Consider the following 26,863-nt stretch of genomic DNA (forward strand, 5'->3'; position numbering starts at 1 on the left):
TCATCGCCTTGGCGCACGCGCCCATGTACCAGGCCGGTCGCCGAGGCGCGGCTTCCCTGGTGGATGGGCGAGCTCTCCCCCATGTTCGCGGCCCTGTTCGGCTACGGCCTGGTCCAGCTCGCCAACCGGCAGCTCGCCACGGGCAGAGGCCGGCCGCAGGTTTGCACCGTACTGCGCCGTCGGAGTCGGCCAACCAGCGCGAACCAGCAGATCCTAACGACGGATGTCCACCGAGGCCGGGGCACGAGGCCGGAACCCGGCCATGCCGACCCCGGCAGCCGGACCGACGGGCGTGGGACAGCGACGTCCACCCACGCCCGGTCAGGTGGCGTCCCGATCGGCAACACCTGGCCGGTCTAGGCATCAGGGATCACGGGTCGTCGGCGGCCCGTTGCCGTGAAGCTCAGCAGCAGTTCGCCGACCGTCGCGGGCGCTTCCAGCATGGGCAGGTGCCCGACGCCGGGCAGCAGCTCGACCCGGGCGTCCGGCACCGCGTCGTACTGGTGCGCCGACGACGGCTCCCAGCGTGGGTCGGCAGCGCCGAAGATCACCTGAACGGGCACCTGGAGGGCGGCCAGACGCTCGGGCATGCTCCGTTCGGCGATGTAGGCGGTGTTACGGCGCAGCACCGTCCGCATCACGCGATAGGTGATGCCCCGTACGTCGGCGACCACGTCGTCCGGGAGGTCCACCGGGCGAACGGCCGTCGCGCTGATCCCCTTGCGGATCATCGCATCCGAACGCCTCGGCCACATGAGCGGGCCCAACGGCGGGGCCAGCAGCACCCGAAGAATGAACGGCTGCCGGAGGAGCGCATCCGGACTCGGGCCGCTACTGATCAACGAAAGCGAACCGACGAGGTCGGGACGCTGCTCGGCGAGCGCGGTGGCGACGTAGCCGCCGCTGGAGTGCCCGGCCACGGCGACGTGACGAAGCCCATGGTCGTCCAGCAGCGCCGCCACCTGACCCGCCTGCGCGGGCACGTCGTACGACGGCGCGGGCGGGGACTGGCCGCAACCCGGCAGGTCGACCCGGATGACGTGATGGCGGCCGGCCAGCGCCGGGACCACCGGACCCCAGAAACCGCCCGAGGCCCCCGACCCGTGGATGAGCAGCAACGGCGGCGCCTGCCTCGGGCCGTCATGGACCACGTGCATCCCATGCGAGTGCTCAATGTCGTTTTCACTCATAGGGAGACTGTGCACGGGCGGCCGGCCGGCCGTCTTGGACGAATGTTCCCGCGGAGTCGAAAACCGGGGGTCGTCACCATGACGGCTGTACCAAGGCCGGAACACGGACCCGGCGGGCTCATTCCAGCGCGGCGGGAGCCATGGAGATGTTCCAGAAGCCGGCGTAGCGGCCGCCGCGGTCGAGCAGCTCGTCGTGGGTGCCTTCCTCCACGATCCGGCCGCCGTCCAGAAAGACGATGCGGTCGGCGCGCCGGACGGTCCGCATCCGATGCGCCACCATCACCACCGTCCGGCCCGCCATCAGACGCTCGATGCCCTCGTGGACGGCCGCCTCGCCGACCGGGTCCAGCGCCGAGGTCACCTCGTCCAGCAGCACGATGGGCGCGTCCTTCAGCAGCGCCCGCGCGATCGAGACGCGCTGGCGCTCACCGCCTGACAGCAGCGCGCCGCCCTCGCCGACCTTCGCCGCCCATCCCCCGGGCAGTCGCCCGATCACCTCGTCCAGCCGCGCCGCGGTCGCCGCCGCCCGCACCTCGGCGACGCCCGCGCCGGGACGGCCCAGGCGCACGTTCTCCTCGATCGTGCCGTCGAAGAGGTAGACGTCCTGGAAGACGATGGCGATCCGGGCCATCAACGCCTCGGTGCTGACCTGGCGCACGTCCACGCCTCCCACGCGCACCGCGCCGGCGTCCACGTCGTAGAAGCGCGCCAGCAGCTGCAGCAGCGTGCTCTTGCCCGAGCCGGACGGTCCGACGACGGCGAGCCGCTGTCCCTCGGGGACGGTGAGCGACACCTCGTCGAACACCGTGTGCACGCCGTGCCGGAAGGCGACGGCGTCGAACTCCAGGCCGTGGTGCGCCGGCTGGATCGGCTCACGGGGTTCCCGCAGCGGCTCGGTGCGCAGCAACGCCTCGAGTCTGGCCAGCTCCGAACGCGCGCCGCGGAGTTTGCCGCCGATGTCCGACAGCGACAGCAGCGGGTCGGCGCAGCGGGCGGCCAGCACCAGGATCGCCAGGATCTCCGCCGCGCCGATGTGCCCGCCGAGCGCGAGGTAGGCGCCCAGGACCAGGAGCCCGGTGAAGATCGCCTGCACGGTGAGCGTCAGCCCCACGGCGCCGGGCAGCGTCGCCAGCACGGTACGGCGGGAGGCGCGCTGGGCATCCCGAAGTGAGTCGTCGAGCAGCCGGAAGCGTTCGCCGGTCCGGCCGCCGGCCCGCAGCACCGGCTGGGCCTGGAGGAACTCGATCACACGCGCGCCGGCTTCCTGGTCGCGTTCGTGACGGTCGGCGTCGGCGGCGGCCGTCGCGCGTGCCGTCCGGGCCTGGATCGCCGCCACGACGGGTGCGGCGAGCAACGCGGCCAGCCCCATCCGCCAGTTGAAGGCGGTCATCACGGCCACGATGGTCAGCGGCGTGACCAGGGCGGCGACGAACGGTGCCAGCAGATGCGCGGCCACGCCCATGGCTTGCAGGAGGCCGCGGCCGGCCAGGGCGGACACCTCGCCGATACGAGCGGCGTCGTACCAGCCGAGGGGGAGGCGGGCCAGGTGCTCGCCGAGCCGGCGATACATGCCGCGCAACATGGTGGTCCCGACCCGCATGCCGGACAAGTCGCTGATGTAGCGCAGCACGGCGTAGAGGGCGACCGCGGCCCCGAACGCGACCAGCCAGGGCACGGCGTCCGCGGGCGTGCCGCCGAGCAACGGCCGCAGCACCGGGACCAGCAGCGCGTAGGACAGGCCTTCGGCCACGGCGGTGATCGTCATCAGGATCACGGTGCGGCGCATCGCCCGGGCGTACTCGTCTCCGAGCACGCGCAGCAGCATTCGGATCATCGGGGCTCGTCTCCTCGCAGCAGGCCACCGTGGGTTTCGATCTCGTCGGATCGGTGGGATCGCCAGAACGCGGCGAACCTTCCGCCTCGGGTCAGCAGGTCGGCGGGCCTGCCGCGTTCGACGATCGCTCCGTCCTCCAGCACCACGACGGTGTCGGCGTCGGCGACCGTCTCCAGGCGGTGGGCGATGACGAGGATCGTGCGGTCGCCGTCCAGCATCGCCAGGGCCCGGCGGACCGCCTGTTCGGTCTGCGGGTCGGCGAAGGAGGTCGCTTCGTCCAGCACCAGCACGGGCGCGTCGGCCAGCAGTGCGCGGGCGATCGAGATCCGCTGCGCCTCGCCTCCGGACAGCTTGGCCTCTTCACCGAGCACCGTGTCGTATCCGCGCGGCAGTTGCAGGATGCGGTCATGGATGCCGGCCAGCCGGGCGGCGCGGATCACGTCGTCGCGGCCGGCCCGCGGCACCGCCAGCGCGATGTTGTCGGCGACCGAGGCGCGCAGCAGACGGACGTCCTGGAAGACGAAGGACACCTGCCGGTGCAGCTCCCGGCTGCCGATCTCGCGCAGATCGACGCCGCCGAGAAGGACCGAGCCGTGGGTGGGGTCGAAGAACCGCGGCAGCAGCTTGACCAGCGTGGACTTGCCGCTTCCCGACGGCCCGACGATCGCGGTGACCGTCCCCGGCTCCAGCACCAGGTCGATGCCGCGCAGCACCTCGTGACCGGCCCCCTCATCGACCTCGTAGGCGAAGCGGACGTCACGCAGCTCCACCCGGTGCCCCCGCGGCGGACGCGGGCGGGCGGGCTCGGGCAGTGGCCGGACCGCGAGCACGTCCCTGATCCGGCCGACCGCGCGACCGGCCGCCCGCAGGTCGTCGAAGCCGTGCCCGAGCGCCGCCACCGGAGCGGTCAGTCCCAGCCCGAGCAGCAGGAACGGCAGCAGATCCGCCGGCGCCAGGCCGCCGGAGGTGATCAGAGCCGTGCCGCCGGCCAGCACGACCAGCAGCACGAACGGCGGCGACAGCGCCAGCTGCATCCCGGCGGCGACCACGGACATGCCGCGCACCCAGCGGGAGAAGATGCTGACGAAGTCGTCGGCGGCCGTCAGGAACGTGCGGTGGGCGCGCTCGCCTCCGCCGAACGCCTTGACCACCGAGATGCCTTGCACGAACTCGACGACGGAACTGGCGATCCGTCCCGACGCCGCGTCGTAGGCCTCCTGCTCGCGCGTCCTGGCGGGCAGCATCAGCAGCGGGACCAGCGCTATCGCCAGCACCACCGGGATCAGCGTGATCAGCGTGAGCCGCCGGTCGACGGTGAACAAGTAGATCAGCGACCCCAGCGGCACCACGAACGCGGCGACGAGCTCGCCGGGGGCGTGAGCGATGAACGGGTGCACGGCACTCACGTCCTCGCCCACCACCTTGGCCAGCTCGCCGGTGCGGCGCCGGGAGAACCAGCCGATCGGGACGCGTCCCAGCGACGCGGCCAGGTGCCGGCGGAACGTCAGTTGCACCCGGCTGTCGAGAACATGCCCGATTCCCGACGACGCCGCGGTGAACAGCAGCCGGACGAACAGGCCGGCCGCACCCGCGATCACCACGGTCCAGACGTGCGCGTGGTCGATCGGGCCGGGCGACAGCAGGGCACGGCCCAGTTCGACGACCGCCAGCAGCGGGGCCAGACCCGCGAGCGCGCCGGCGACCTGCAGGATCACCACGGCCGCGAAACTCAGCAGATGGGGGCGCAACAGCCGTGTCATGCTCCGTCCCGCCGCGGAATCGGCATCCGGTTGCTCGATCGTCTGAGCGAGGTCGGTGGTGGTCATCGTTCTCCGGTCTTCGTCGATCTCGTCACGACCCGGCCCGTGGCCGAGCCGATGGTGGATGGAGGACTCGAAGAGATCGATCGGGAGGACGAGTGCGGGGGCACGTGGGTGCCACCCTGGCACACGTAGACGTCCGCGTCGTCCAGGGCCAGGATCGTGCCGTCAGGAATGGTCATGGGCCCACTGTCGCCGCCGGCGCGCGCCGGCGGATTGGACAAATGTTCCTCCAGCCGCGGCTCAGGGACGTCTTCGGGAGCGGAGTGCCCTGCCGGCCTGGCATTCCAGCGCGCCGGCAGGGTCGGCGGCCTGCGGCGACCCGCCACCGGACGTACGCGAAGCGGCCCTGTTGCCTGCGCCAGGGAGGACGCCGCGGCACCTGCCGCTGAGATCGGCGAGGCTCTGGAGAGTCTTGTGGGGAGGCGCGGCCGTGAACACCTGGAACGCCCGCCGTGCTGTCCTGGCCGGCCTGGTGCCGCGAGCGAGGCCCCTGCCCCGACACCGGCCTGGCCGCCTGTCCTGCGGCCAAGCCCGCGCCCTGCTGGACCGGCACACCGCGCTGGGCGGCCCCGGAACCGCTGGGACCTGCTCAAGCCTGAGTCGGTGACGCCGAGATCGTTGTAGAGGACGACGACGCGGCCGCGGTGGCCCTGGCGGGTGACGAGCTCGGCCAGGCGGGCAAGCATGGCCATGCTGTCCTTGCCCGCTGAGCAGGCGATGGCGATCTCGCCGATCGCGTCGGGGATGCTGGAGTCGCCCACGCGTTCATCGGGCAGCTCGACTTCCTCGTCGATGAGCGGCCGGGGCGTGCGGATGGGTCGGCTGGGCGATGCGCGCGATGATGCCCGGGCCGCGTAGGAGGGTCCGTAGGTTGGGGGCGTAGCCCTGTCTCCGTGGAGCTTGCCCGGTCGGCGACGTCGTGGCGCGCGGCGGGAGTGAAGGGCGGGATGCTGCGCACCAGCGGTTTGCAGCGCGACACTGTCGTGGGGGTTGGCCGCGCTGAGCGTGACAGCGATGGCCAGACAGGTCCGTTCGGTGGATCTTCGACTCTTTCTTGCCGCGATCGTCGAGCTCGTCCAGCAGGATCCGGTACAGCCGGGCGCACGCCCTGGCGGTGCTTCCACCCGGTGAGGCGGCGGTGCACCCTCTGCCGGGAGGCGCCGAACACCGGCGGCGCCTGCCTCCACGTGCACCTGGTGATGGCCGCGTACACGATCGCCGCCGGGATCACCCGATCGTCTACCTGCCGCCGGGCACCACCTTGCGGGCGCGCCGGCCCCGGTGGGATCGCCCGCTGGAACAGCTTCCACCACTCATCAGGCGCCAACCGCAAGGAATGCGTCCACGAACGAACTGACGATCAAGCCCTCGCGAATGAGGCACTGTCTCATCCAGGTAGCTGCGTTGCGGGAACGGATCGGCTGGTCGTGGACGGCGGATGGGCGGTCTCACGCTTGAGGTGGGGTCACGGCGTCAGGTGGCAGTCGGCGAGCCAAGCGGAGCAGTGCGAGCCCGGCCGACCCCACCAGAGCCGCCAGCGCCAGCCACAACAGCGCCGGCGCCGTACCGAGCAGCGCAGAGAAGCCGGCGGGTGCGAGGACCGCGGCCACGGCCCAGGTCTGCTGGTAGATGGCCAGGTAGCGGCCCCGCAGGGCGGGCGGTGCGGTGCCGGCCGCCAGTGCCCAGCTGGGTACGGTGTGCATGAGTTCGCCCAGGGTGAGGACGAGCGTGGCCACGACGAGCCCGCCGATGCGGGCGGTTCCGGCGGGGAGCAGCGCCGTAGCGGCGTAGGCGGTGCACGCCAGCATCATGATCAGGCCGCTCAGCGCCATGGCGTGCGTGCGGCGGGAGTGCCGCTGCCATCGCCGTACCGGGAGCTGGCCTGCCGCGACGAGGACTGTGTTGATCGCGTAGAGGATGCCCAGCAGGGCGGGCGGGACGTCGAGCACCGTGACGGCGTACACCGGCAGCGCGACCGGAAGGATGAGGTGTATGAGGGTGTAGGCCTGTTCTGCCGCCACCAGGATGACGAAGGGCCGGTCGGCGAACACGTGCCGGTAGCCACCCGAATCACGTGACCGCGGGGCGGACGTGGCCCGTCCTGACAGCACCAGGCATGCGGTCGCCAGGGCGAAGCTGGCCGCGTTCATCAGTGCGACGACCTCGAACCCGGTGGTGCCGGCGAGGGAGACCACTCCCGCCGACAGCAGGCCGCCCAGGCCGAAGGCGACGTTCCTGGCGGTGGCGAGGAGCGTGTACAGCCGGTCCCTGAGCGCGCCCTCGGCCAGTGCGGAGACGTAGCTGCCGGAGGCGGGGTAGTAGGCGCGGTCGCCGACCGCGATCAGGGCGGCGACGATGATCAGGGCCACGAACCCGTCCACGAGGGGATAGGCGGCGAAGGCCGCCGCCCGCAGCACGTACGTGGCCATCAGCACGCGGCGTGCGTCGAACCTGTCGATGAGGATGCCGGCCACCGGGTTGGCCGCCAGCCCCACGATGGCCGCCACGGTGACTCCGAGTCCGACGGTCGTCATGGGCAGTGCGGTCACCTTGTGGATGAACAACAGGGTCAGCGGCACGTACAGCCCGTTGCCGAGCGCGTCGACGAACATTCCCACCAGGAAGGGACGCACGCCGACGGTGCTCGTGAGAGAGGGGGAGGCCATGTGATCAGTGTTGTCGGGTGGCTGTTCGGATGGCATCGGCCGAAGGTCTGAGGGCAGGCCGTCCCTGGTCCTAGGTCTCAAGCCCGGTCCCTGGGGTGAGCGGCCCCGCCGGTTAGCATCGGCACGTGGATCTGCTGGGAGCGGGTGCGGAGGAGCGGCCGCGGACGCCGGTGGGTGTGTTCGAGGAGCAGCGGCCCCGGTTGTTCGCTCTGGCCTATCGGCTGCTCGGCTCGGCTGCCGAGGCCGAGGACCTGGTGCAGGAGACGTTCCTGCGCTGGAGCCGAGCCGACCGGGTCGAGGTGCCGGCCGCCTGGCTGACCACGGTGATCACCAATCTGTGCCTGAACCAGCTCGCTTCCGCGCGGCGGCAGCGCGAGAGCTATGCGGGGCCGTGGCTGCCCGAGCCGGTGCTCACCGGCGCCGGCGCGCTCGGGCCTCTGGAGACCGTGGAGCAGCGCGAGTCGGTGTCGCTGGGCCTGCTGGTCCTGCTGGAGCGCCTGAGCCCGGCCGAGCGGGCCGTGTTCGTGCTGCGTGAGGCGTTCGGGTACAGCCACGCCGAGGTCGGTGACATTCTCGGCTTTGACGAGGCGCGCTCCCGGCAGCTCCACCGCCGGGCGAGGGGACATCTCGGCGAGGCCCGCAAGCGTTTCGACGCCGGCCGTGAGCAGCACCGCCGCATCGTCGAGACTTTCATGGCCGCGACCGTGCGCGGTGACGTGGCAGGGCTGGAACGCTTGCTCGCCGCCGACGTGGTCGCCTGGGCGGACGGTGGCGGGTCGACCGCGGCACGGCGGCCCTTGTCCGGACGTGAGCGGGTCCTGCGTTATCTGGGCGGCCTCGGCATCCGGCCGGAGGCGGCCGCGGTGACGGCTGCGGTCGCGGAGGTCAACGGGGAATTCGCGGTGCTCTTGTGGCACGAGGGTGTGCTGCGTGCTGTCATGGCCGTGGAGATCGGCGACGGGCGGATCAGCGCCGTGCGGACGCTGATGAACCCGGCCAAGCTCGCGTTCGCGGCCGCTCAGCTTGTGTGACGACGCTCACACCGGTGGCTGTCACGAATCGGGCGGTTGGCCGGTTCAAGTGGGGACTCGATCGGAGGAACCATGACGAAGCGCATCGTGGTGCTGGGCGCCGGTTACGCCGGGCTGGGCGCCGCCAAGCGGGCCGCCCGGCGGCTGCGCGGCACTGATGTCCGGGTGACGCTGGTGAACGTGAGCGACCGGTTCGTGGAACGAGTGCGGCTCCACCAGCTCGCGGCCGGGCAGGAGCTTGCTGACCTGCCTTTGCGCGGCCTGCTCGACGGCACCGGTGTGCAGCTGATGGTGGCCGGGGTGACGGGGATCGACCTCGGGGCGCGAATCGTGCGGCTGGCCGCGGCGCCGTACGAGGTGGGCTACGACGTGCTGGTCTACGCGCTCGGCAGCGGCGCCGACGTGCACGCGGTGCCGGGAGCGGCCGAGCACGCGTTCACTCTCGCGGGCGAGGAGGAGGCGGTCGTGTTGCGGTCCCGTCTGGCCGAGGCTCGTTCGGTCGCCGTGGTGGGCGGAGGGCTGACCGGGATCGAGGCCGCGGCCGAGTTCAAGGAGGCGCATCCGCGGCTGGAGGTTCAGCTGATCTCCGCCGGTCCTGTCGGAGACGGGCTCGTCGCCAGGGCCCGAGGCCATCTGCATCGCGTCTCCGGCCTGGCCGCAGATTCGGGACTGGCCACGGACGAGCAGGGCCGCATGCTGGTGGATCCGAGCCTCCGCTCGCTCTCGCACCCTGAGGTGTTCGGGATCGGGGACGCCGCGGCGGCGCGGACCGCGGGCGGGATCTCGCGGATGTCCTGCCAGACCGGCCTGCCGATGGGCCTGCACGCGGGTGATGCGGTAGCTCGGCTGGTGGCCGGGCAGGACCCGCGTCCTGTGCGGATCCGCTCCGTGTGGCAGCACATCAGTCTGGGGCGCCGCGACGGTGTCACCCAGTTCTCCCGTGCCGATGACAGTCCGCTCGGGCCCGTCCTGACCGGCGGGGTCGCCGCGCGCTACAAGGAGCTCGTCATTCGCGGCACCGTCTGGAGGATGTGCCACCCCGGGCCTCACCGCCCGGGGGTGTGATGGATCTCCGTCCGCCCCCGTCTGTGGCTTGGGGGCGGACGGTCCGTGACTAGGCGGGGGTGTTGCGCAGGGTGATGTTGATGCGGTTCCAGGCGTTGATCGCGGCGATCGTCATGACCAGCGCCGCCAGCTGCCCTTCGTCGTAGTGGTCCGCCGCCGCGTCCCACACCTCGTCGGGGACGCCGCCCGAGCCGTCGGAGATACGTGTGGCCGCCTCGGCGAGCGCGAGGGCGGCACGTTCATCGTCGGAGAAGAAGGGGGTGTCCCGCCAGGCCGCGAGCGCGTGCAGGCGCTGATCGGACACACCGGTCTGCCGGGCTTCGCGGGCGTGCATGTCCACGCAGAAGCTGCAGCCGTTGATCTGGCTGACGCGCAGCCGCAGCAGGTCGAGCGTGGTGCGGGGGACGGGGCTGTCGTTGAGGTAGGCCTCCAGGTCGTACAGCGCCTTCAGGCCGGTGGCCGCGGGCTTTCGGATGCTCATACGCATGGGGTTTCTCCTGTCAGTAGTAGCGGCAGCGCTGTCACTGGGCGGCGGTGAGTGCGGCGGAGGCGACGGCGAGGGCGAAGTAGGCGGCCGGGATGGCGATGTTGTGGAACACCCTGGCGCGGACGTGGGCGACGAGCGCGCCGAGGAAGAACAGGACGAGCCCGGCGGCGGACGCGAGACCGACGTACGGAATACCGATGATCCCGAGGAGCAGCCCAACGGCTCCCGCGGCCTTCAGCACGCCCAGCAGCGGGACCCAGGCCGGGTCGACGTTCACGGCGGCGGAGTTGGCCAGGACCATGGGGTTCCGTGCGAGGTCGAGGACGGCGATCACGGCGTTGACCGCGATCGTGATGACGGTGACGACGAGGTAGGCGGTGAACATGTCGAGCTGCCCTCCGGGTCAAGGCGCCGGGAACAGGGCGGCTGCGAGGTGCCGTCCGGGCTCGGCGCCCGGAGGGATGGCGAAGATGGCGCTGCCGGTGTGCTGGATGAAGGCGTTGAGCCGGTCGGCGGCGGCCATCTTCCGCTGGACGCCGATGAAGCCGGTGGGGTCGCGGAGGTAGGCGCAGAACAGCATGCCGGTGTCGTAGGTGTCGTGCCCGGCCCCCGCGTGGTCGTGCAACGGGTCGTCATGGCTGTGGCCGGGCTGGTCGTGGTCGTGGTCGTGGTCGGCGGCCGGCTCCGCCGCGGTCTGGAAGGCGTAGTCGTAGTTGTAGGAGCGGCGCAGCATGGGGATGTCGCGGACCAGGGCCAGGTGGGAGTCGGCCGGGATGAGGGGTTCGCCGTCCGGTCCGGTCCTGGCGAAGTCCAGGGGGGTGAATTCGTGGCCGCCGCTGAGCGGGGCTCCGGTGTCGCGGCGGCGGCCGATGGACTGGTCCTGCTGTTGCGCGGTGGAGGTGTCCCACTTCGGCAGGTCCATGCGGATCTTGCGGAAGACGAGGTAGGTGCCTGCGGTGAACCAGGCCGGCTCGTCGGGTCCGCCGGCCCAGACGGCGTCGTCGAGGGCCGCTCCCGGTCGCGGGTTGGCGGTGCCGTCCTTGTGGCCGAACAGGTTGCGGGGGGTGGCGTCGCCGAACCGGCCGAGGAATCCCTGCTGGCTCCAGCGCAGCCGGGCCAGGCCGGGGGCACGGCCGCGCAGGGTGCGGAAGGCATGGCTGATGCTCTGCGGGTCGTCGCCGCAGATCTGCACGAAGAGCTGGCCGCCGCTCCAGGCGGGCTGGAGCCGGTCGGTGGAGAAGGCCGGCAGCTCGTGCAGGTGCTTGGGCCGCAGGTCCTTCCTGCCGATCCGGTCGAACAGCTCGGGGCCCAGGCCGAACGTCACGGTGAGCCGGGAGGGTGGCAGGCCGTCGGCGATGCCGCTGTCGGCCGGCGCGCCGGGGCGGTTGACGGGCAACGGGCCCGCGGAGCGGCCGGCCATGAGGCGCTCGGCCGCGCTGCTCCAGTGCTCCATGAGCTTTTGGAAGTTGGCGGCCACCTGCCCGATGGGCAGGAGTTCGCCCTTGGCATCGCCGGCCTCCAGGTCGAAGGCCGCGAAGTAGGCGTAGCGCTGCTGAGGGGTGGCGATGCCGGCCTGGTGCGTTCCGTGGAACGGCTCCACGGGCGTGCTGCCGGTCGCTGAGGCGGGTGCCGGCGCGTCATCCCTGCCGATGGCGAGCGCTGAACCCGCGCCCGCGCCCGCGGTCACCGCGAGCGAGGCGATCAGGGTGCGTCGGGAGAGGCGGCCCTGCGTCGATGGGTCGGGCATGTGAGGTGTCCTTCCGGTGGAGGGTCAGGTGCTCGGCTGGTAACCGTCGTGGTCGTCCCAGCTCGGGGGCTGGGTCATCGGCTGCTGCCAGGTGGGCCGGTCCTGGCCGGGTGCCGGCGCAGGAGCTCGCCGGGCAGGGTGAACGGCGGAGCCTTGTGGGGCTCGGCCAGGGCCTGGCCGTCGACGCCGGGACGCTGGCCCTGCTCCTCACCGATGAAGCGGCCGTACAGATGGCTGCGCATGCCGTGGTTGAAGGCGGCCGGATGCTCGAGGTCGCGGGCGTGGCTCAGTGCGGCTACGGCGAGATCGGTACGGGCAAACGGCCGGTAGTCATCGTCCACGGGGATCATCCGTTCTGCGTGGTGCGGAGGTGCCGGAGGGCGAGCAGGCCACCCACTCCCGGGATGAGGGCGCGCAGGCGCACGCCGGTCGCGGTCCGCGCCAGTGATGCGGCGGCGATGACGGTCACGTAGGCGATGCCGTGCACGGGCCCCGCCACGCTCGTGATCGTTTCGAGGTGGAGCGTGAACAGGTTGGTGAGCAGGATCGTGAGCGAGACGGCCTCGGCGGTGGCCGCCATGCGCAGGAGGCGCATGCCGTCACGCTCCCGGCCGCACGGTTGATCGGACAGGGTTCATGGATTTCCTCCTTCATCCTTCAGGCAGACTGAAGCTTAAGCAGGGCTTCAGGCGCCCTGAAAGTTGGGGGTGGAAGTCCGGGAAGGAGGGCCGTCCGGGTTTCGCGAGGTCAGGCGTTGTCCATTCGACCCCGAGGAGCGCCGGACGGGCAGGCGCATGGCGCGATCTGTGGGAAGCGTGTCGTTGACGCCATCAGAGCGCGGGCTCCAACCTGAGGACGTGCACTCCCACCGCATCCTTCGTGATCTTCGATGGCTTCCAGTCGCTCGACCTCGTCGGCCCGCACGGCGCTTCACCACCGAGCTCGGCATCCCGCCCGCCGCCTACGTCGAGCGGGTCCGGGTGGAGGCGGCGCAGCGGGCCCTGGAGGACGGCGGCGACCCTCTCGAGGCCATCGCCCGCCGCTACGGCTTCGGCACCGCCGAGACCCTGCGCCGCAGCTTCCACCGCTGCCTGGGCGTCGCCCCCTCCGACTACCGCGACCGTTTCCGATCGACTACGGGAGAACACCTGTGACCACATACGGACTGCTGCTCTTCGACATCGCCGAGGAGCTCGACTTCGCCGGCCCCTGGGAGGTCTTCACCACCTCCTCCATCCTGCGCCGCGACGCCGACACCACGCTGCTCATCGCCGAGCACCCCGACCCCGTCCGCAGCAGCAAGGGCATGCACGTGGTACCCGACCGCACCCTGGGCGACCACCCCCCGCTGGACGTCCTGCTGGTGCCGGGCGGCCGCGGCGCCCGCGAGATCGAGCCGCACAACCCCGCCGTCACCGGCTGGATCGCCAGGACCGCGGCGAACGCCTCCTGGGTCATGAGCGTGTGCACCGGCGCCTTCCTCCTGCACGCCGCCGGCCCCGCCCGCGGGCGCCGCGTGGCCACGCACCGCAACTACGAGGACGCCCTGCAGGCGCGCGGGGACGTCACCGTCGTCCGCGACGCCCGCTACGTCGTCGACGGCGACCTGATCACCACCCAGGGCGTCTCGGCCGGCATCGACGGCGCACTGTGGCTGATCGGCCACCTGCACGGACGCGACCACGCGCGGGCCGTACGCCGGGAGATCCAGTACGAGCCGGCCCCGCCCTACCTCGCCGACGAGCCCCTCTGAACGGAACGCGGCAAGCCTGGAACGTCTGACCGGAGAGGCGGTGGCAGGACCGGTGATGAGCCGAGGTCATCGAGACCGTAGCGGGACAGCACGTCGGACGGCGGTGTGAGCAGGCATGCCCGTGCGCCGTTGACCGCCGCATGACAATCGCGACGGGTGCGCATCGTGCCTCTGCCTGCCCCGCGAGGGCGGCGCGAGTCGCTTGGGTAGGAGGCGGCTGTCACGGGCCGGGGTCGTGCGCACGGTTTGACCGCTCCCCCACGATCGCCGCCACGGCGTTTCGGGCGAGCTCATACGGTTCGGCTCGCAGCAGGGCGTTGATCGAGCGTAGGTTGACGGGGGCTGAGCGGTAGTCTGCCCGCTGCCGATCCCGGTCTGCCGGCTGACCTGATGGAGCTGATGAGGGCGAGGTGCGCCCAGGCGGGCGGGAGCCGGATCTCGGTGTCGACGTCCTGGCCTGCGTGGCCGGGGGCGGGAAGCCTGGCAGCTTCGTCGTCTCGGACACGGCCAGTCGCCTCATCACCCATCACGGCGGTTCCGGCCGGCTTGCCGCCGGCCGGCTTTCTCTGCGATGAGGATGCTGGAGAGAACGCGGTGGCTTTGCTGGCTGGCCGGTGCGAGAAAAGTGGTGCAGGCAGCCGAGCACGTGGTTGAAGGCGAGCGGGTCTGTCGAGGCGCCGTCGATGCTGCCTTGATCAGGATTTGGCTCCGCGACCTGTTCTTCTGACGGCGTTCGATGCCGCGATCAGGGCTCGGGCCGGCCATCCTGCCTCATCCGGGCAAGTTGGCGGGAGCATGTCATAGCTTAGCAATTGGTATCGATTGCTAAGCTATGACCATGGAACCGCCAACGTCGCCGCAGATGCATCAGGTAGCCGCGGCGCTACGCCAGATCAGTGCCGGATTCGCGGCCTTGGCTGACGCGATCTCTGCCGATGAAGCCGAACCCCCAGCAGAGACCCGTCATCGTGCGCTCCTCTCCGCGTGGGGCCAGCGGGGCCTGACAAGAGCCGAGGCGAGTGCCTTGTTCCGCGAGCACGGCTTTTCCCCTCAAGCGGCGGGTGGTTGGGTCCGTGGCGACTGGCTGGAGATCCGCGACGACGGCCGCCGCTACCTGACTGATCGTTCACTGCACTGGCTGGCAGAACAAGGAGACTCCGGTGACCCGCGATCGCATGACTGAGCCGTTCCGCGTCCGCCTGGAGGTGCGCAGCTACGAGATCGATCCGCAGCTCCATCTCAACGGAGGCTTCTATGTTCAGTACGCCGACCACGCCCGTTTCGCCTGTGTCCAAGCCGCGGGGGTCTCGGTTGAGGACCTTCTCAGCAGCGGCATCGGCCCTGTCAACCTGGAGACCGTCATCAGGTATCACCGCGAGCTGCGTGGCGGTGACCAGGTCGACGTCTCCTGCGCTTGGGAATGGGGCGGCGGCAGAACCTACCGTGTGCACCATCAGCTGCTGCATCTGAGCGGCACCGTGGCCGCCGAAGTCAGCCACGTGAGCGGACTGCTCGATCTCAAGAACCGCCGTCTGATCGCCGCCCCCGACCACGAATGGCGAATCCGAGCGGACAGGCCCGAACTTCTCGGTCTCAAGCCTGGTCATCCACGGGACGCACTCTCGTAGCGCTCGCCGATCGGCCACACCGTTGATCAGCTCCGCGTTCAAGCCGGCCAGGCGTTGCCGGGCGTCGAACAGGCTCAGCGCGCTCCATCGTGAGCACGGCGGGGCCCGCTGTAGAGGTGCGCCTGTCCCGTCCACGTGCACCTTGTGACGCGCCATCGCTCTGACCTGCGAGTCGCAAGGCAGGCCCGGACGTCATCCCTGCACTCCGTCCGACTGGCCCTGCACTGTCAGGTCCGATGCCTTGAGCCGCTCCGGGCCGGCGGCATCCCGGGCGAGTTCCTCCGGATCCTGCGACTCCCAGGACGCGGCGAGATCCGACGGCTCGTAGGTGTGTCCGGTCTGCCTGTTGAACGCGGCGACGGCCTCGCGTGCCTCCATCAGCCTGCCGGTTTCTAGGAGTTCCGCGATCCGGTCGATCTCCCTCCCCCGCTGCTCCTGGCGCTCCTCGACACTGAACTCCACCTTCAAGCTGTGCGAGCGGCCGGACGAGACGTACGCCCGACGCCGAGCCGGCTCGGCAAGGACTCGGGCCGCCGGGCGCGCGAGGTGTGACCGGTCCTTCGCCCGCCTTCACACCTAGGCATCTTTGTCCGCGACTGGCGCAGTGTCGCATGTAACTGTGACGTATTCGCTGAGGAGAGGCGATGAGTGCTGCATCGCCTTCCTCAGCGAGCCAGGTCCGTCCATCGGGCCAGCTCATGCCGGGTGGCCAACGTGTACGGGTCCTCGGTGCCGAGCACGCGTTCGCGGATGGGCAGGAGGGCGGCGAGCTGGTCGCGGGCCGCGGCCGGATTTCCCGCTTCTCCAGTCCAGACGGCCAAGTCGTGCCGGGTGATGAGGGTATTGATGTTGTCGACGCCGAGCACGCGTTCGCGGATGGGCAAAAGGGCGGCCAGTTGGTCGCGGGCCGCGGCCGGGTCGCCCGCGGTTCCCGTCCAGTTGGCCAGTACATGCCGGACCAGCAAAGACCGCGGGTGTTCGGCGCCGTGCAGTCGTTCGCGGACGGGCAGGAGGGCGGCGAGTTGGTCGCGGGCGGTGACCGGGTCGCCTACGTGGCCGGTCCAGTGGGCCATGTCATGTCGGGCATCCAAGGTGAGGGGATGATCCACGCCGTGCAGGCGTGTGTAGATCGCCAGGAGGGCGGCGCACTGCTCACGGGCGGCGGCGGCGTCTCCGGCCAGGCCGGTGTGGTTGGCCAGGTAGCTACGGGTGATCAGAGTGTCGGGATGCTCTACACCCAGGACACGCTCCCGGATGGGCAGCAGGGCGGCGAATTGCTCCCGCGCTGTGGCGGTGTCCCAGGTCAACCCGGTCCAGCCGGCGAGTTCGTGGCGGGCGGCCAGGGTGCTGGGATGTTCGGTGCCCACACTGGCGGCGAGAGCGTCGTGGATGTATCGGCTGAGCGCCAGGGCGGTGTGGTAGTCGGCACGGCTGCCCAGATAGGCCAGCATGCGCTGCAGCGCTGGTGATGATGCCGGCAAGGCGGCGCGCGCATGCGGCAGCAACCGGGCGAACAACGGCCAGTCGGTGCGTGACCGAGGGTCGGCGGGTACGGCGTTCTGCAGCAGGTCGGCTGCCACGACCCGCCAGCGCTCGCGCTGGTCCGGCGCGAGCTGATCGAGCGTGACGGCCTGGACGAGGCGGTGCACACTTACCAGTGCCTCTGGGGCCCGGCTGAGGCCGGGAGCCGGACTCGTGGTCACTGTGATCAAACTGTAGGAGGCCAGCAGCGCCAGCGCCTCGCTCACGGCCACGTCGTCGGCGTCGTCGAAGCCGTTCAAGACGGTGACCGGTAGATCGTCGGGAGCGTAGCAGGACAGCACGTTCAGCACGCGGACACTCAGAGGGTTGAGGGTTTGGAGGCGGGCGTGGCTGAGCGTCCAGACCTTGGCCACCGCCCGGGCGGCGTCCCCGCCGGCCGGGGCGGCGGCGTGCATGCGGGCGGGTGTCTCGGACAGCAAGCACAGGTAGCGGACCGGTGTGATGCCGGGAGTGCGGGCGATGTAGGCGCCGGCCTGGGCCAGAGCCAATGGCAGGTCGCCGAGCTGGTTGGCCAGTTCGTTCAGCAGCGGGCGCTGGTCCGTAGCCAGGGGGCCTATGAGGCCGGCCAGCAGGGCGATGGAAGCGGGGCGGTCCAGCACCTCCAGCCGTAGGGGCGTGATGCCGCGTTGCGGCCAGCTGATATCGCGCCGGGTGGTGATCAGCACATGCCCGCGGGCGAGCCGTGCGAGGTGTGGTTCGACGTCGGCGGCCTCTTCGACGTTGTCGAAGACCACCAGCCAGCCAGCCCGGGTGCTCAGCCAGGCCAGCGCCCAGGCGGCGGCTTCCTCCGTGGTGGCCTGCTCGGCGGCCACTGAATCGACCCCCGCGACCAGTGCCCTGGTCAGCCCGGCCAGGCCCGTCTGGATATGGGCAGGGCTCTCGGCCTCCATCCACCACACCAGCCGGAATCGGGCCCGATGCCGATGTGCGTACTGCAAGGCCAGCTCGCTCTTCCCCACGCCACCGAGTCCAACGATGGCCTGGGAGATGACGCCCGGTCCCGTCGCCAGGGCGTCCCGCAGCGCGGACAAGGCTTGTTCCCGGCCGACGAAGGAGGCTACCGGTAGACGTGGAAGCCCGATCAGTGCCTCGGGCTCTTCCACTCGGGCTGCTTCGGGTAACGATCGCCGCGCCGGCAACTGTATGTCCCCGGTGAAAACCGCACCGGAGAGCTCCCCGCCAACCGCGACCGCCCGCAGCCCGCTCGCCTCGGCACGGTCAGCGCCCTGACGGTGACCAGGGTGAGCCGGGTCGGACGGATGTGTCATACCGCCACTGTGAAGCGGTCTTCGGTTCGGCGCCAACTCACTCGTGCGGACTGCTGTATCTCACCTGGAGGGTGAGACGCAGGAAAGCCACATCGACCCTCATGTTGGGGCCGGGCCCGGCGACACCGAGCAGGCCTGGCTCGGCGCGTGGCGACGGCGCTGCGGGCTCCGCGGCGCCGTCTTCCCGCGCCAGGATCACGACGGAGCCGCCGGAGGTCCTTCAGCGGGACGTGCTTTGCCGGCACGTACTGCCGGACCGGGCCGGCGAGCAGGCTGCGCGCCCGGACGGATGGAGCCAGCGGTGAGGAGCAGACCCAGGTCATCTCCGCTGCGGTCGCCGGGGCGGATGTCGCCATGCACGAGCGTGGGGCTGTCGGCGTGCGCCCTCCGTCCGTCAGGCCGGCATCGACGTCCGCGCCACGACCTCAACGAACCGGTTCGAGCACGAAGACCGGGATCTGGCGGTCGGTCTTGCGCTGGTAGTCGGCATAGTCCGGGTATGCCTCCACCGCCCGGCGCCACCAGAGGACCTTCTCGTCCCCGGACACCTCGCGCGCCCGGTACTCCCGGGTCACCGCGCCGTCCTGAAGCTCGATGACCGGCTCGGCGACCAGGCTGGCGTACCACTGGGGGTTGGTCGGCTCGCCACCCTTGGACGCGACAGCCGCGTAGCGCCCCTCGTGCTCGACACGCATCAGCGGCGTCTTGCGGACCTTGCCGGTCTTGGCGCCCCGGTAGGTCATCAGCACGGTGGGCAGACCCTTGATCGTGACGCCGTCGGTCGTGCCGGTCCGCATGATCTGCTCGACGTGCTCGCGGACCCACCCCGACGCGCTCGGTTCGTAATCACCGGTCAGCGCCCTGCCCTGATCAGCCTGCGCGGCCCGTCGCGACTCGACGGGATCGTGTCGGCGGTCTTGTGGGTTGCGCGTGCGCCTGGCGTCCACATTGCCGGTCAAGGTGTTGAGGATGCCGGGTAGTTGGGCCACCGTTTCGGCGGGCAGGCCGGTGACGGTCTCCTCCGCCAGAGCGAGCCACAGCTGCTTGACCCGGCCGGCCAGGGCTTTGCCGCTGTCGGTGAGCTCGACGATGCTGGCGCGCTGATCGGACGGGGAGGGTTTGCGGCGAATGTGGCCGGCGGCTTCGAGCTTGCGGGTCATGAGCGTGACGCTGGGCGGTTCGATGCCGAGCGCCTCGCTGAGCTGGGCCCCGATCATCGGGCCGGACCGGGTCAGCTCGAGCAGCAACGCCTCCTGCCCGGGGTGCAGGCCGAGCGGGGTCAGCAGCGCCGCGGCCCGGGCCCGGTGGCGCAGGCTCAGCAGGCGGATGGCCTGGTTGAGGGAGTCGGCTTGCTCGAAGTCCATGACCTCTCCTTGACAGGTTCGTTAGGCGCATAACTATTATGCCCATAACATTATGTGCATAACTACTTGCGAGCAACACCGAGGGGCAAAAATGGCCGCGAAGGTCGCAATCATCTACTACAGCGCCACAGGCAGCGTGCACGCGCTCGCCGAAGCCATCGCCGAGGGCGCCGCCTCCACCGGAGCCGAGGTCCGGCTGCGGCGGGTCGCCGAGCTGGCACCCGACAGCGCGATCGACCAGAACCCGCAGTGGCGGCGGCATGCCGACGCTGCCGCGTCGATCGCCGAGGCGTCGGTTGAGGACCTGGCTTGGGCCGACGCCTTCGCGTTCGGAACACCGACCCGGTTCGGCGGGCCGGCCGCGCAGCTCAAGCAGTTCATCGACCAGGCCGGCGGGCTGTGGCGGCAGGGCAGGCTGGCCGACAAGCCGGTGACGGCCTTCACCTCGGCGTTCAACCGGCACGGCGGGAACGAGGCCACGATCTTGTCGCTGGGCAACGTCTTCTACCACTGGGGGGCGCTGATCGTCCCGACCGGATTCACCGATCCGGCCGTGGCCGCCGCCGGCGGAAACCCCTACGGCACGTCGCTGGTGACAGACCCGTCGGCCGGGGAGGGTGCCGCGACGCTGGAAGCGGCCAGGTACCAGGGGCGGCGGTTGGCCCAGATCACGATCCGGCTCCTGGATGGCGCGGACGCCCGCGGAGCCCTGGCCGGAACGACCTCCCGGGAGAGGTCATGACGATCCCGAGCACCACGACCGGGCGAGCCAGGCGGCACGCCGCCCCCGCCTGGATGGTCCTGGCTCTGGTGTGCGCCTCCCAGTTCATGGTGATCCTGGACGCGTCCATCGTGAACGTCGCCCTGCCCTCGATCCACGGGGACCTCGGGTTCACGCCCACCGGCCTGGCCTGGGTGGTGAACGGCTACTTGCTCACCTTCGCCGGCCTGATGCTGCTGGGTGGCCGCGCCGCCGACCTGTACGGCCCGCGCCGGTTGCTGGCCGCCGGGCTGTTGGTGTTCTCCGCCTCGAGTCTGGCCGGTGGCCTGGCAACCGCTCCGGAGGTCCTGGTGGCGGCCCGCCTCGTGCAGGGCGGCGGAGCCGCCATGATGGCCCCGGCGACGCTGGTCGTGATCAACACCCGCTTCACCGAGCCGAGCGCGCGTGCGAAGGCGTTCGGTGCATGGTCCGCCGCGGGCGGTGTGGGCGGGATGGCCGGCGCGCTCGCGGGCGGCGCCCTCACCACCGGCCTGTCGTGGCGGTGGGTCTTCCTCGTCAATGTGCCCGTCGGCGCGGTGCTGATCGTCGCGGCCATGGCGTCGCTGGCCGGCGTGCGAACCGGTCGGCGGGCGGCGCTCGACCTCACCGGCGCCCTCACCGGGACGGCGGGGCTGGCAGCGCTGATCTACGGAATCATGCAGAGCGCCGATCACGGCTGGTCGTCCGTTCCGGTCCTCGGGCCGATCGTGGCGGGCCTGCTCCTGCTCGCCGTCTTCACCGTGGTGGAGGCACGGTTCGCCATCCAGCCGATCATGCCCCTGCGGCTGTTCAGGATCCGCGGGGTAGCCGTCGGCAGCGGCATGCTGCTGCTGTTCGGCGGAATCGGCATCGCGATGTGGTACTTCACCTCACTGTTCATGCAGAACGTCCTCGGCTACAGCGCGCTTCAAGCCGGGCTCGGGCAGACACCCGCGGCGGTGACGTTCCTGGTGGTCGCGCGAGGGGCCGCAGCCCTGCTGCCGCGAATCGGTGTGCGCTCCATGGTGCTGGCCGGCAGCGGCACCTTCCTGGCCGGTTTCGGCTGGCTCACCCAAGCCCACGCCGACAGCGGCTACCTCACCAGCATGCTCGGGCCCACGCTGCTCATCGCGGTGGGCATCGGGTTGACCTTCCCCACCCTCATGGCCGCCACTACCGCCGACGTGCCCGCGGGCGACGCGGGGGTCATCGGCGGCCTGGCTCAGACCGCCGCCCAGGTGGGCCAGTCGGTGGGCCTGGGAGTGCTCGCGACGGCCGCCGGCGCCAGAGCCGCGACGGAGGCCGACGGGAGTTCCCCGTCCGCCCTCACCGCCGGCTACGGCCTGGTCTTCCTCATGGCGGCCGGGCTCGGCCTGGCCCTCGCGCTGGTCAGCTTCCTGCTGCCGCGGCACCAGCGCGACTGAGGGTCTCGCGTAGCCGTCTCTCATGCTCGGCAGCGGTGGCACGCGAGCACCCGTGGCCTCTACGCGACCCCGGCGATCCTGACCGTCCTTCGGCGGAGATGCAGCCGTGCTCGAGCTCTACTCGCCTGCCGTCCGAGCCGCCGTCGAACATCGTCCAGGCGCCTGGGGAGTGCTTGCATCATCCTGGACGGCGTGGCCGCCGGCCTGTCATGTGGACCGGCCCGGCCACCCCATGGCCGGCTCCGCTCCTGGCTCTCCGTCACGCTGCGACGTCCTTGTAGGCCGCCCCACGCGCCGGGCATTCCCATGCTGGGCCAGGTAGTTCGCGGTCATGGAGCGGGGGTGGGCTGACGTTCAGGCCGCCGTTGGCCAGGCGCGTGGTCGGCCGGCGGCCGTGCCGCGCATGGCCACTGTGCCGCGGGAAGGGGTTCGGGCCGCCAGGCCGACGGGATCGTTCTGGCGGCCCCGCGGGCGACAGTAGCGCAAGCTGGTCCTGCTTCAGCCGGTAGCTCCGCTGTGCCACGCCGGCAGGCGGGCCGGTTCACGACGGAGGCGGGCCGTCACTTCTTGAAGGCGTCCTTGACCTTCTTGCCGGCGTCCTTGACCTTCTCCCCGGCCTGCCTCAGGCCGCCCTGGGCCTGATCGGCCCGCCCTTCGACCCGGAGCTCGTCATCGTCTGTGGCGTCGCCCAGGTTCTCCTTGGCCCTGCCCTTGAGTTCCTGGGCCTTGTTGCGGATCTTGTCGTCGGTACCCATATCGCTGCCTTCCTGGTCGTTTACCGTAAGCACGTCTACTTTCCGACCTGCAGGAACGGAAACCTCGGGCATCGCCATCGCCCCTCGAACCCGTCCAGGAGGCACGTGTCCTGCGGGATCGGGCGTTCGGCTCCTTCGTCGCGACGAGGTGTCGGATGCGGCCGGACAGGGGATGTATCGCGGCACGCAGGATCTCGCAGGGGGACTCGGACGAGCCTGCGACTCGGGGCGCTGTCCCAGTCTGATGTCTTTCGGCGCCGAGTAGGCGGCTGGTTCGGCGAAGTGGGGGAAAAGTGATCGCTGAGGGCGAGTCCACGCGTGTGCGGACCATGGATCGCGAAGACCCGTTGTGGGAGTCGGTGACCCGCGTCGAGGCCGCTCCTGCCTTCGTCTCCATGGCCTGCCGGGCCCTTTGGTCCAGCGTGAACGAACGGCTCGCGGCCCGTGTGGGCGATGTGCTCGATGTGCGGCTTCCGGTTCCGGAGACAGGGGACCCGCGTACCCTCTGGTTGTTGCGGCGCCTGAGCGTTCCCGCCGCGACCGACCAGCAGGACATGGCCGCCCGTGCCGCCGACTGCTTGCGTGAGCATGCCCGCAACGGCTCTGCCGACGGCGGGAGCGTGCCACCGCTGTGCTCCGACTCGCCTGAGTGGCTGGCCGATGTGCTGCCGGCCGTCCTGGGCGAGCTCGCGGAGGCCGGGCTGAGCCCACGGGTCGCCCTCGGCTCGCCGACGACCGCACTCGCGCGATCCTGGACCGCCGGACATGAGCTCCTTCGTCGGGTGTGGCCTGAGGGGTGGCAGGAGATGACTACTGTTTTGACGGTCGGTGTCCTGTTGGATGGACCTCACTTCAGTTCCGGATCTGCCGCGACGACCTTCGGTGCGATCTACGCCAACCCGCGATCCCTCCGGACTCCGCAGGACGTCATGCAGATCCTCGTCCATGAGTCCGCTCACCACGTCCTGTGGCTCAAGGAGAACCTGCGGCCTTTCCTCCTGAACCCCGATGACAAGGCGAACTCACCTCTTCGCCAGGATGAGCGGCTCTTGCGCGGAGTGTTTCATGCCGCGTTCGTGCTGGCCCGGCTCGCCCTGACCGCTGACGCGTTGATTCAGCGGATCGGTGACGACGGCCCGCTCACCGAGCCTCTGCCTGATCTTGTCCAGAAGCTCGGTGAGGCGCTGGCGACCCTGGAGGCGCGCGCACGTTTCACGTCGGAGGGACGTGCGCTCTGCGACGACATGCAAGCTATTCACGAGAGGACGCGCTGAGCTCCGTCAGTGACCGGGCCAGCGTCTGAACGCCCTTGATGTAGCCGCCGAACCGCCGGTAGTCGCTCCAGATGTCAGCTCCGGCCTTCGCCTCGCCGGACAGCATCCGCTCGGCCAGCGACCCGGCCAGCAGATCCAGTTCGGCGCAGAGCGTGGTGAGCGTGGTCCGAGCACGACGGAGCTCGTGTTCCACGGCTGGGGCATCACTCTCGTGGTCGCTCGCGGCCTTCTCCAGACAGTCGAAGTAGCCGAAGAACGCTTCGAGGTTCTCCCGCCGATACGGCAGGTCGCCGGTAACCAGGTCGGCTTCGGCGAGAAAGGAACCGACCGGCGCGGGCATGCGGAATTCGTCCGGCAGATCAATCTTGCTGTGGGCAAGCGGGATGGTGCGAATCCGATACGGATAGCGATCTGTCACGGGCACGCCCGCCACCGGGAGCAGCGCCAGCGTGAACGAGGCGCGTGGGAGGACACCGGTCTCGGCGAAGACCTTCCCCAGGAGTTCGACGCACTCTGCCAGTTCCCAGGCGATCTCGGCGAGGGTGGAGGTGGGATCGGCCAGTATGAGATAGATCTCCGGCAGGATGCCAGCCTGCGCGGTGCGTACGACGGTCTCCTTCGCCTGCGCGATGTACGTCTCGCCGCGGAAGGATTTCAGCCACAGCTCGGTGCGGCGCGGGCTGAACGTCTCGATGCCGAAGGCCAGCTCGCGGAATCCGACCCGGGCCATCTGCTCCAGATGCGGCCACACGCTCCGGTTCGCGATCGTCTGGGCGCGGAACTCCAGGCCGGGAATCACCGGATCCTCGAGCAGGGCCAGCAGCTCCGTGTTCCACGCGGTGCGCTGGATGAAAAGATCGTCGGCGAACGAAACCGTCCGTAGCCCGCGAGCCGCCGCGGCCCGCACCACCTCGTTCACCTTGCGCGGTGACAGCGCGCGGATGTTCCTGTCGGCCACCGAACAGAACCGGCACCGCCCCCAGCTGCAGCCGCGCTGCGTGTAGAACTCGAATACGCTCCACTGTTCCGCCTCGACGATGTCCCAGGGCACCACGCACAGCGCGTCGAGTTCATCGCTCAGCGGCGCAGGCGACCATGGTGCGGATGCGGTCGGTGCTGGACGATGCCAGACCGCGCCTCGTTCGCTGTCGCGCAGGTAAAGGCCGCTAGCGGGGATCCGCACGACGTCCCCGGCGATGGAACGGGGAAAGCCGGCGTTCAGGACGCGCGCGATGGCGTCCTGGTCGAGAGCGCCCCCGGGAAAGGCGTCTCCCACTTTCACGGCCTCTGCCGGTATGCCTGCCGCACGATGCTCGCCGGACGGGTCCCCCGCGAGCGCGGAGATGACGGCGGGCAGGGTCAGCTCGCATTCGCCCGGCATGACGATGTCGAACAGGTCGGCGGCCAGCGAACAGGCGACCGATTCCAGCGAGCCGCCACCGAGCAGGAGCACGGTTTTCGGATAGGCCGTACGCACCCGCCGGGCGGCCGGAACGGAGCGCGGCAGCATCCGCTCCATGGAGGAGATGCCGACCCAGTCGCATCCCTCCTCGAGCTCCCCGAAGAGGGCCTGCTCCGAGCTGACGAACCGGACATCGACACCGGTGCTCCTCAGGTGACCGAGCATCGGCAGCAGACCGGGTGAGTTGGTGTATCGACGATCGCCTTCCGCGTCGTAGTCGAGGAAGAAGACAAACTTTCCCAGCGGCTGCGGTTCGAGCATCTGGCCGTCAACCGCAACTGATGGGCAGCGACACAGGCCGTTCGTCCAGCAATCCGAACGGGCGGTTGACCGCCGTCACCACCTCACGCAAGGTGGCCATCCCGACGGCGTGGTCGCCACTGATGGCACGTTCCATCAGCCAGTCGGAGTTCCGTTCGATGCTGTCGACGTAGCCCGTCATCATGGAGTCGCAACTCGATGCTTCGAAGGAATTATTGTGCTCCAGCGCGAGGAACTGGCATCCCCCGCCGCAGTGCGCCGACGAGGAACACCCCTGGCACCCATCGATGTCCAGCGAGGTCCGATCCCGCCATTGGCTGAGTTTCTCCTCGTGCACGACTACTTCCGGTAGGAACCGGCCGACGGCGAGGTGATCCTGACCGGCGGCGTCCCAGCACGCGTAAACGTCTCCATGGAGGTCGAACGCCCAGAAGTTGATCTGAGCCTCGCAATTGAAGAATCGATGCAGCGAGAAAAGGCCGGTCTCTCGGAATCCCTGGAAGTATTTAATGCCCGGAAAGCCGGTAAGGTCGTAGACTGCCATCCTCTCATCGGACTCGACGAGTTCCAAAACCTGGAGCAGGAGGCCGGACTCCGAGTTGGACTCGCGTTTTGGATTGTGGTTCTTGACCGGTGCGAGGTGCATCTTGAGCAGCTCGGTGTCCAGCCAGCCACGGGCTGCGGCGAAATCTGTGAGTTCGGGCAGGCGAGGCAGGTTGGACTCGTCGACGTTCACCCGCACGTTGATGCGAATGCCGTTCTTCAGCGCGAGGTCGATGCCCTCGACCATCGGCTGGAAGGAGTCGCCCCCGAGTTTCAGCGGCAGTGGCCTGCGGCGTTTGTGTACGTCTGCGGGGCCGTCGATGGTGATCTGAATGAGGTCGACTTTCCCTGCCAGGAACGGCACGGCCGGCTTGAGCCCGACACCATTCGAGATGACCTTCGTGGCGTAGCCGAGCCCAGCTGCCAGGTCCAAGAGCTGAAGCACCCGTTCCCGGAGCGCGGGCACGTCCTGGAGAGGCTCGCCACCGAAGACCGTGAAGTCGACGGTGCCGGGCGATCTCGCGTCCACGAACTGCGGCAACACCGCGACCAGCCGCTCCGCGGTCTCGGCCGTCATGATCGGCGAGTCCATGTGGTAGAGCCGCTGCCAGCAGTAGGGGCACTTCAGATCGCAGTTGTAGCTGGGGATGACCACCAACGGCTGAGCGACTGCCTTCCGGTGGAAGTCGACCATGGTGTTGTACAGCACCCTCGAAACCCGCTGCTCGTCGGCACGGCTGGAGAAGAGGTATCCACGCCGGTCCAGATATGAGATGACCGGCTCGGCAGCCGAACTCAACGGCCTTCGACGAGGCAGACCGACGAAGGTCCCACGGGCTTCGCCTCCGTCTGTGGTCGACCTCGTCCCACGATCGGCTCCTGGAAGATCCGCTGCCAGCTCACCGTCGATGACATCGATGCTGCCAGCGAGAGTGTTGAAGAGTGCGAAATAACCCTGGCCCCGGCCTTTGAGAGGCACGAGAACGTTGTATTCGCTCTGCACGTGA

At 70.0% G+C, this 26,863-nt stretch carries 26 protein-coding genes and 1 pseudogene; 10 read left to right on the top strand and 17 right to left on the bottom strand.

The features are described 5' to 3' along the window. Positions 1–356: 356 nt before the first annotated feature. From HD597_RS25765 to HD597_RS25780, 4 genes are all read right to left on the bottom strand, one after another. Positions 357–1,190: an alpha/beta fold hydrolase gene (locus HD597_RS25765; protein ID WP_253745292.1), complete on the bottom strand. Its 834-nt coding sequence runs from the start codon at positions 1,188–1,190 to the stop codon at positions 357–359. A 118-nt stretch (positions 1,191–1,308) separates the two neighbouring features. Beyond that, positions 1,309–3,024 carry an ABC transporter ATP-binding protein gene (locus HD597_RS25770; RefSeq protein WP_253745293.1) on the bottom strand — a complete coding sequence of 572 codons (1,716 nt, stop codon included), beginning with the start codon at positions 3,022–3,024 and terminating at the stop codon, positions 1,309–1,311. Further along, positions 3,021–4,784, bottom strand: a complete 1,764-nt coding sequence (locus HD597_RS25775; protein WP_253745294.1) for an ABC transporter ATP-binding protein — start codon at positions 4,782–4,784, stop codon at positions 3,021–3,023. Before HD597_RS25775 ends, HD597_RS25770 begins: the two co-directional genes overlap by 4 nt. A 62-nt stretch (positions 4,785–4,846) precedes the next feature. After that, positions 4,847–5,026, bottom strand: coding sequence for a hypothetical protein (locus tag HD597_RS25780; protein ID WP_253745295.1), 180 nt, complete (start codon positions 5,024–5,026; stop codon positions 4,847–4,849). A gap of 505 nt (positions 5,027–5,531) precedes the next feature. Between HD597_RS25780 and HD597_RS25785 the strand changes: the two genes are divergently transcribed. Continuing rightward, the gene (locus tag HD597_RS25785; RefSeq protein ID WP_253745296.1) at positions 5,532–5,705 is read left to right on the top strand and encodes a hypothetical protein; all 174 of its coding nucleotides are present in this window, start codon (positions 5,532–5,534) and stop codon (positions 5,703–5,705) included. 265 nt (positions 5,706–5,970) lie between these two features. Here the strand turns inward: HD597_RS25785 and HD597_RS66895 are convergent. Both HD597_RS66895 and HD597_RS25790 read right to left on the bottom strand, forming a co-directional pair. After that, positions 5,971–6,180: pseudogene (locus HD597_RS66895) on the bottom strand (transposase); the annotation flags it as partial. 115 nt (positions 6,181–6,295) lie between these two features. After that, complete coding sequence (locus HD597_RS25790) at positions 6,296–7,513, bottom strand: MFS transporter (RefSeq protein ID WP_253745297.1); 1,218 nt, start codon at positions 7,511–7,513, stop codon at positions 6,296–6,298. Positions 7,514–7,638: 125 nt separating this feature from the next. Here HD597_RS25790 and sigJ point away from each other — a divergent pair, with 125 nt between their 5' ends. Beyond that, entirely contained in the window at positions 7,639–8,544 is a 906-nt protein-coding gene (sigJ, locus tag HD597_RS25795; RefSeq protein ID WP_253745298.1) for an RNA polymerase sigma factor SigJ, read from the top strand. A gap of 72 nt (positions 8,545–8,616) precedes the next feature. After that, positions 8,617–9,609, top strand: a complete 993-nt coding sequence (locus HD597_RS25800; RefSeq protein ID WP_253745299.1) for an NAD(P)/FAD-dependent oxidoreductase — start codon at positions 8,617–8,619, stop codon at positions 9,607–9,609. 49 nt (positions 9,610–9,658) lie between these two features. Here the strand turns inward: HD597_RS25800 and HD597_RS25805 are convergent, their stop codons facing one another. From HD597_RS25805 to HD597_RS25825, 5 genes are all read right to left on the bottom strand, one after another. After that, positions 9,659–10,096 carry a carboxymuconolactone decarboxylase family protein gene (locus HD597_RS25805; protein WP_253745300.1) on the bottom strand — a complete coding sequence of 146 codons (438 nt, stop codon included), beginning with the start codon at positions 10,094–10,096 and terminating at the stop codon, positions 9,659–9,661. A gap of 34 nt (positions 10,097–10,130) precedes the next feature. Then, positions 10,131–10,481, bottom strand: coding sequence for a DoxX family protein (locus HD597_RS25810; protein WP_253745301.1), 351 nt, complete (start codon positions 10,479–10,481; stop codon positions 10,131–10,133). 18 nt (positions 10,482–10,499) lie between these two features. Next, positions 10,500–11,843 carry a Dyp-type peroxidase gene (locus HD597_RS25815; protein ID WP_253745302.1) on the bottom strand — a complete coding sequence of 448 codons (1,344 nt, stop codon included), beginning with the start codon at positions 11,841–11,843 and terminating at the stop codon, positions 10,500–10,502. Between the two features lie 74 nt (positions 11,844–11,917). After that, positions 11,918–12,184 (bottom strand): hypothetical protein, encoded by a 267-nt coding sequence (locus tag HD597_RS25820; protein ID WP_253745303.1) that lies wholly within the window; start codon positions 12,182–12,184, stop codon positions 11,918–11,920. Between the two features lie 5 nt (positions 12,185–12,189). After that, the gene (locus tag HD597_RS25825; protein ID WP_253745304.1) at positions 12,190–12,438 is read right to left on the bottom strand and encodes a DUF3817 domain-containing protein; all 249 of its coding nucleotides are present in this window, start codon (positions 12,436–12,438) and stop codon (positions 12,190–12,192) included. A 262-nt stretch (positions 12,439–12,700) separates the two neighbouring features. On the opposite strand from HD597_RS25825, the gene HD597_RS25830 reads away from it, so the two are divergent. From HD597_RS25830 to HD597_RS25845, 4 genes are all read left to right on the top strand, one after another. Continuing rightward, positions 12,701–12,997, top strand: a complete 297-nt coding sequence (locus tag HD597_RS25830; protein ID WP_253745305.1) for a helix-turn-helix domain-containing protein — start codon at positions 12,701–12,703, stop codon at positions 12,995–12,997. Beyond that, the gene (locus HD597_RS25835; RefSeq protein ID WP_253745109.1) at positions 12,994–13,596 is read left to right on the top strand and encodes a DJ-1/PfpI family protein; all 603 of its coding nucleotides are present in this window, start codon (positions 12,994–12,996) and stop codon (positions 13,594–13,596) included. The genes HD597_RS25830 and HD597_RS25835 overlap by 4 nt, the downstream gene beginning before the upstream one ends. A gap of 838 nt (positions 13,597–14,434) precedes the next feature. Beyond that, positions 14,435–14,779, top strand: a complete 345-nt coding sequence (locus HD597_RS25840) for a hypothetical protein (RefSeq protein WP_253745306.1) — start codon at positions 14,435–14,437, stop codon at positions 14,777–14,779. Continuing rightward, positions 14,757–15,224, top strand: a complete 468-nt coding sequence (locus tag HD597_RS25845) for an acyl-CoA thioesterase (RefSeq protein ID WP_253745307.1) — start codon at positions 14,757–14,759, stop codon at positions 15,222–15,224. The genes HD597_RS25840 and HD597_RS25845 overlap by 23 nt, the downstream gene beginning before the upstream one ends. A 192-nt stretch (positions 15,225–15,416) precedes the next feature. On the opposite strand, the gene HD597_RS25850 is transcribed toward HD597_RS25845, so the two are convergent. The 3 genes from HD597_RS25850 to HD597_RS65955 all read right to left on the bottom strand — a co-directional run bounded on the left by HD597_RS25850 (position 15,417) and on the right by HD597_RS65955 (position 19,398). Continuing rightward, complete coding sequence (locus tag HD597_RS25850; protein ID WP_253745308.1) at positions 15,417–15,686, bottom strand: hypothetical protein; 270 nt, start codon at positions 15,684–15,686, stop codon at positions 15,417–15,419. Between the two features lie 203 nt (positions 15,687–15,889). After that, a complete protein-coding gene (gene fxsT / locus HD597_RS25855; protein ID WP_253745309.1) occupies positions 15,890–17,869 on the bottom strand; it encodes an FxSxx-COOH system tetratricopeptide repeat protein in 1,980 nt (659 codons plus the stop codon). Positions 17,870–18,459: 590 nt separating this feature from the next. Then, positions 18,460–19,398 carry a nitroreductase/quinone reductase family protein gene (locus tag HD597_RS65955; protein WP_308210694.1) on the bottom strand — a complete coding sequence of 313 codons (939 nt, stop codon included), beginning with the start codon at positions 19,396–19,398 and terminating at the stop codon, positions 18,460–18,462. A 91-nt stretch (positions 19,399–19,489) separates the two neighbouring features. Between HD597_RS65955 and wrbA the strand changes: the two genes are divergently transcribed. After that, the gene (gene wrbA, locus HD597_RS25870) at positions 19,490–20,140 is read left to right on the top strand and encodes an NAD(P)H:quinone oxidoreductase (RefSeq protein WP_253745310.1); all 651 of its coding nucleotides are present in this window, start codon (positions 19,490–19,492) and stop codon (positions 20,138–20,140) included. Further along, entirely contained in the window at positions 20,137–21,561 is a 1,425-nt protein-coding gene (locus HD597_RS25875; protein WP_253745311.1) for an MFS transporter, read from the top strand. Before wrbA ends, HD597_RS25875 begins: the two co-directional genes overlap by 4 nt. 560 nt (positions 21,562–22,121) lie before the next feature. Here HD597_RS25875 and HD597_RS25880 read toward each other — a convergent pair. Further along, positions 22,122–22,316: a CsbD family protein gene (locus tag HD597_RS25880; RefSeq protein ID WP_253745312.1), complete on the bottom strand. Its 195-nt coding sequence runs from the start codon at positions 22,314–22,316 to the stop codon at positions 22,122–22,124. Positions 22,317–22,645: 329 nt separating this feature from the next. Here HD597_RS25880 and HD597_RS25885 point away from each other — a divergent pair, with 329 nt between their 5' ends. Continuing rightward, on the top strand, positions 22,646–23,590 hold the full coding sequence (locus HD597_RS25885; protein WP_253745313.1) for an aKG-HExxH-type peptide beta-hydroxylase: 945 nt from the start codon (positions 22,646–22,648) through the stop codon (positions 23,588–23,590). On the opposite strand, the gene HD597_RS25890 is transcribed toward HD597_RS25885, so the two are convergent. Together HD597_RS25890 and HD597_RS25895 are read right to left on the bottom strand one after the other, a co-directional pair. Continuing rightward, complete coding sequence (locus HD597_RS25890) at positions 23,568–25,313, bottom strand: B12-binding domain-containing radical SAM protein (protein ID WP_253745314.1); 1,746 nt, start codon at positions 25,311–25,313, stop codon at positions 23,568–23,570. The genes HD597_RS25885 and HD597_RS25890 overlap by 23 nt on opposite strands. Positions 25,314–25,320: 7 nt before the next feature. Next, complete coding sequence (locus HD597_RS25895; RefSeq protein ID WP_253745315.1) at positions 25,321–26,859, bottom strand: radical SAM/SPASM domain-containing protein; 1,539 nt, start codon at positions 26,857–26,859, stop codon at positions 25,321–25,323. Positions 26,860–26,863 lie beyond the last annotated feature (4 nt).

This window comes from Nonomuraea thailandensis, assembly GCF_024172165.1.
Lineage (GTDB): Bacteria > Actinomycetota > Actinomycetes > Streptosporangiales > Streptosporangiaceae > Nonomuraea > Nonomuraea thailandensis.

Bases quoted from the DNA above. Each gene is read 5' to 3' on its own strand.
- HD597_RS25840 (WP_253745306.1), top strand. From the start codon at position 14,435: ATGGAACCGCCAACGTCGCCGCAGATGCATCAGGTAGCCGCGGCGCTA.
- HD597_RS25790 (WP_253745297.1), bottom strand. From the start codon at position 7,513: ATGGCCTCCCCCTCTCTCACGAGCACCGTCGGCGTGCGTCCCTTCCTG.
- HD597_RS65955 (WP_308210694.1), bottom strand. From the start codon at position 19,398: ATGGACTTCGAGCAAGCCGACTCCCTCAACCAGGCCATCCGCCTGCTG.
- HD597_RS25875 (WP_253745311.1), top strand. From the start codon at position 20,137: ATGACGATCCCGAGCACCACGACCGGGCGAGCCAGGCGGCACGCCGCC.
- HD597_RS25825 (WP_253745304.1), bottom strand. From the start codon at position 12,438: ATGCGCCTCCTGCGCATGGCGGCCACCGCCGAGGCCGTCTCGCTCACG.
- HD597_RS25805 (WP_253745300.1), bottom strand. From the start codon at position 10,096: ATGCGTATGAGCATCCGAAAGCCCGCGGCCACCGGCCTGAAGGCGCTG.
- HD597_RS25815 (WP_253745302.1), bottom strand. From the start codon at position 11,843: ATGCCCGACCCATCGACGCAGGGCCGCCTCTCCCGACGCACCCTGATC.
- HD597_RS25765 (WP_253745292.1), bottom strand. From the start codon at position 1,190: ATGAGTGAAAACGACATTGAGCACTCGCATGGGATGCACGTGGTCCAT.
- HD597_RS25780 (WP_253745295.1), bottom strand. From the start codon at position 5,026: ATGACCATTCCTGACGGCACGATCCTGGCCCTGGACGACGCGGACGTC.
- HD597_RS25770 (WP_253745293.1), bottom strand. From the start codon at position 3,024: ATGATCCGAATGCTGCTGCGCGTGCTCGGAGACGAGTACGCCCGGGCG.
- HD597_RS25800 (WP_253745299.1), top strand. From the start codon at position 8,617: ATGACGAAGCGCATCGTGGTGCTGGGCGCCGGTTACGCCGGGCTGGGC.
- HD597_RS25880 (WP_253745312.1), bottom strand. From the start codon at position 22,316: ATGGGTACCGACGACAAGATCCGCAACAAGGCCCAGGAACTCAAGGGC.
- HD597_RS25785 (WP_253745296.1), top strand. From the start codon at position 5,532: ATGGCCATGCTGTCCTTGCCCGCTGAGCAGGCGATGGCGATCTCGCCG.
- HD597_RS25890 (WP_253745314.1), bottom strand. From the start codon at position 25,313: ATGCTCGAACCGCAGCCGCTGGGAAAGTTTGTCTTCTTCCTCGACTAC.
- HD597_RS25810 (WP_253745301.1), bottom strand. From the start codon at position 10,481: ATGTTCACCGCCTACCTCGTCGTCACCGTCATCACGATCGCGGTCAAC.
- wrbA (WP_253745310.1), top strand. From the start codon at position 19,490: ATGGCCGCGAAGGTCGCAATCATCTACTACAGCGCCACAGGCAGCGTG.
- HD597_RS25885 (WP_253745313.1), top strand. From the start codon at position 22,646: ATGGATCGCGAAGACCCGTTGTGGGAGTCGGTGACCCGCGTCGAGGCC.
- HD597_RS25775 (WP_253745294.1), bottom strand. From the start codon at position 4,784: ATGACACGGCTGTTGCGCCCCCATCTGCTGAGTTTCGCGGCCGTGGTG.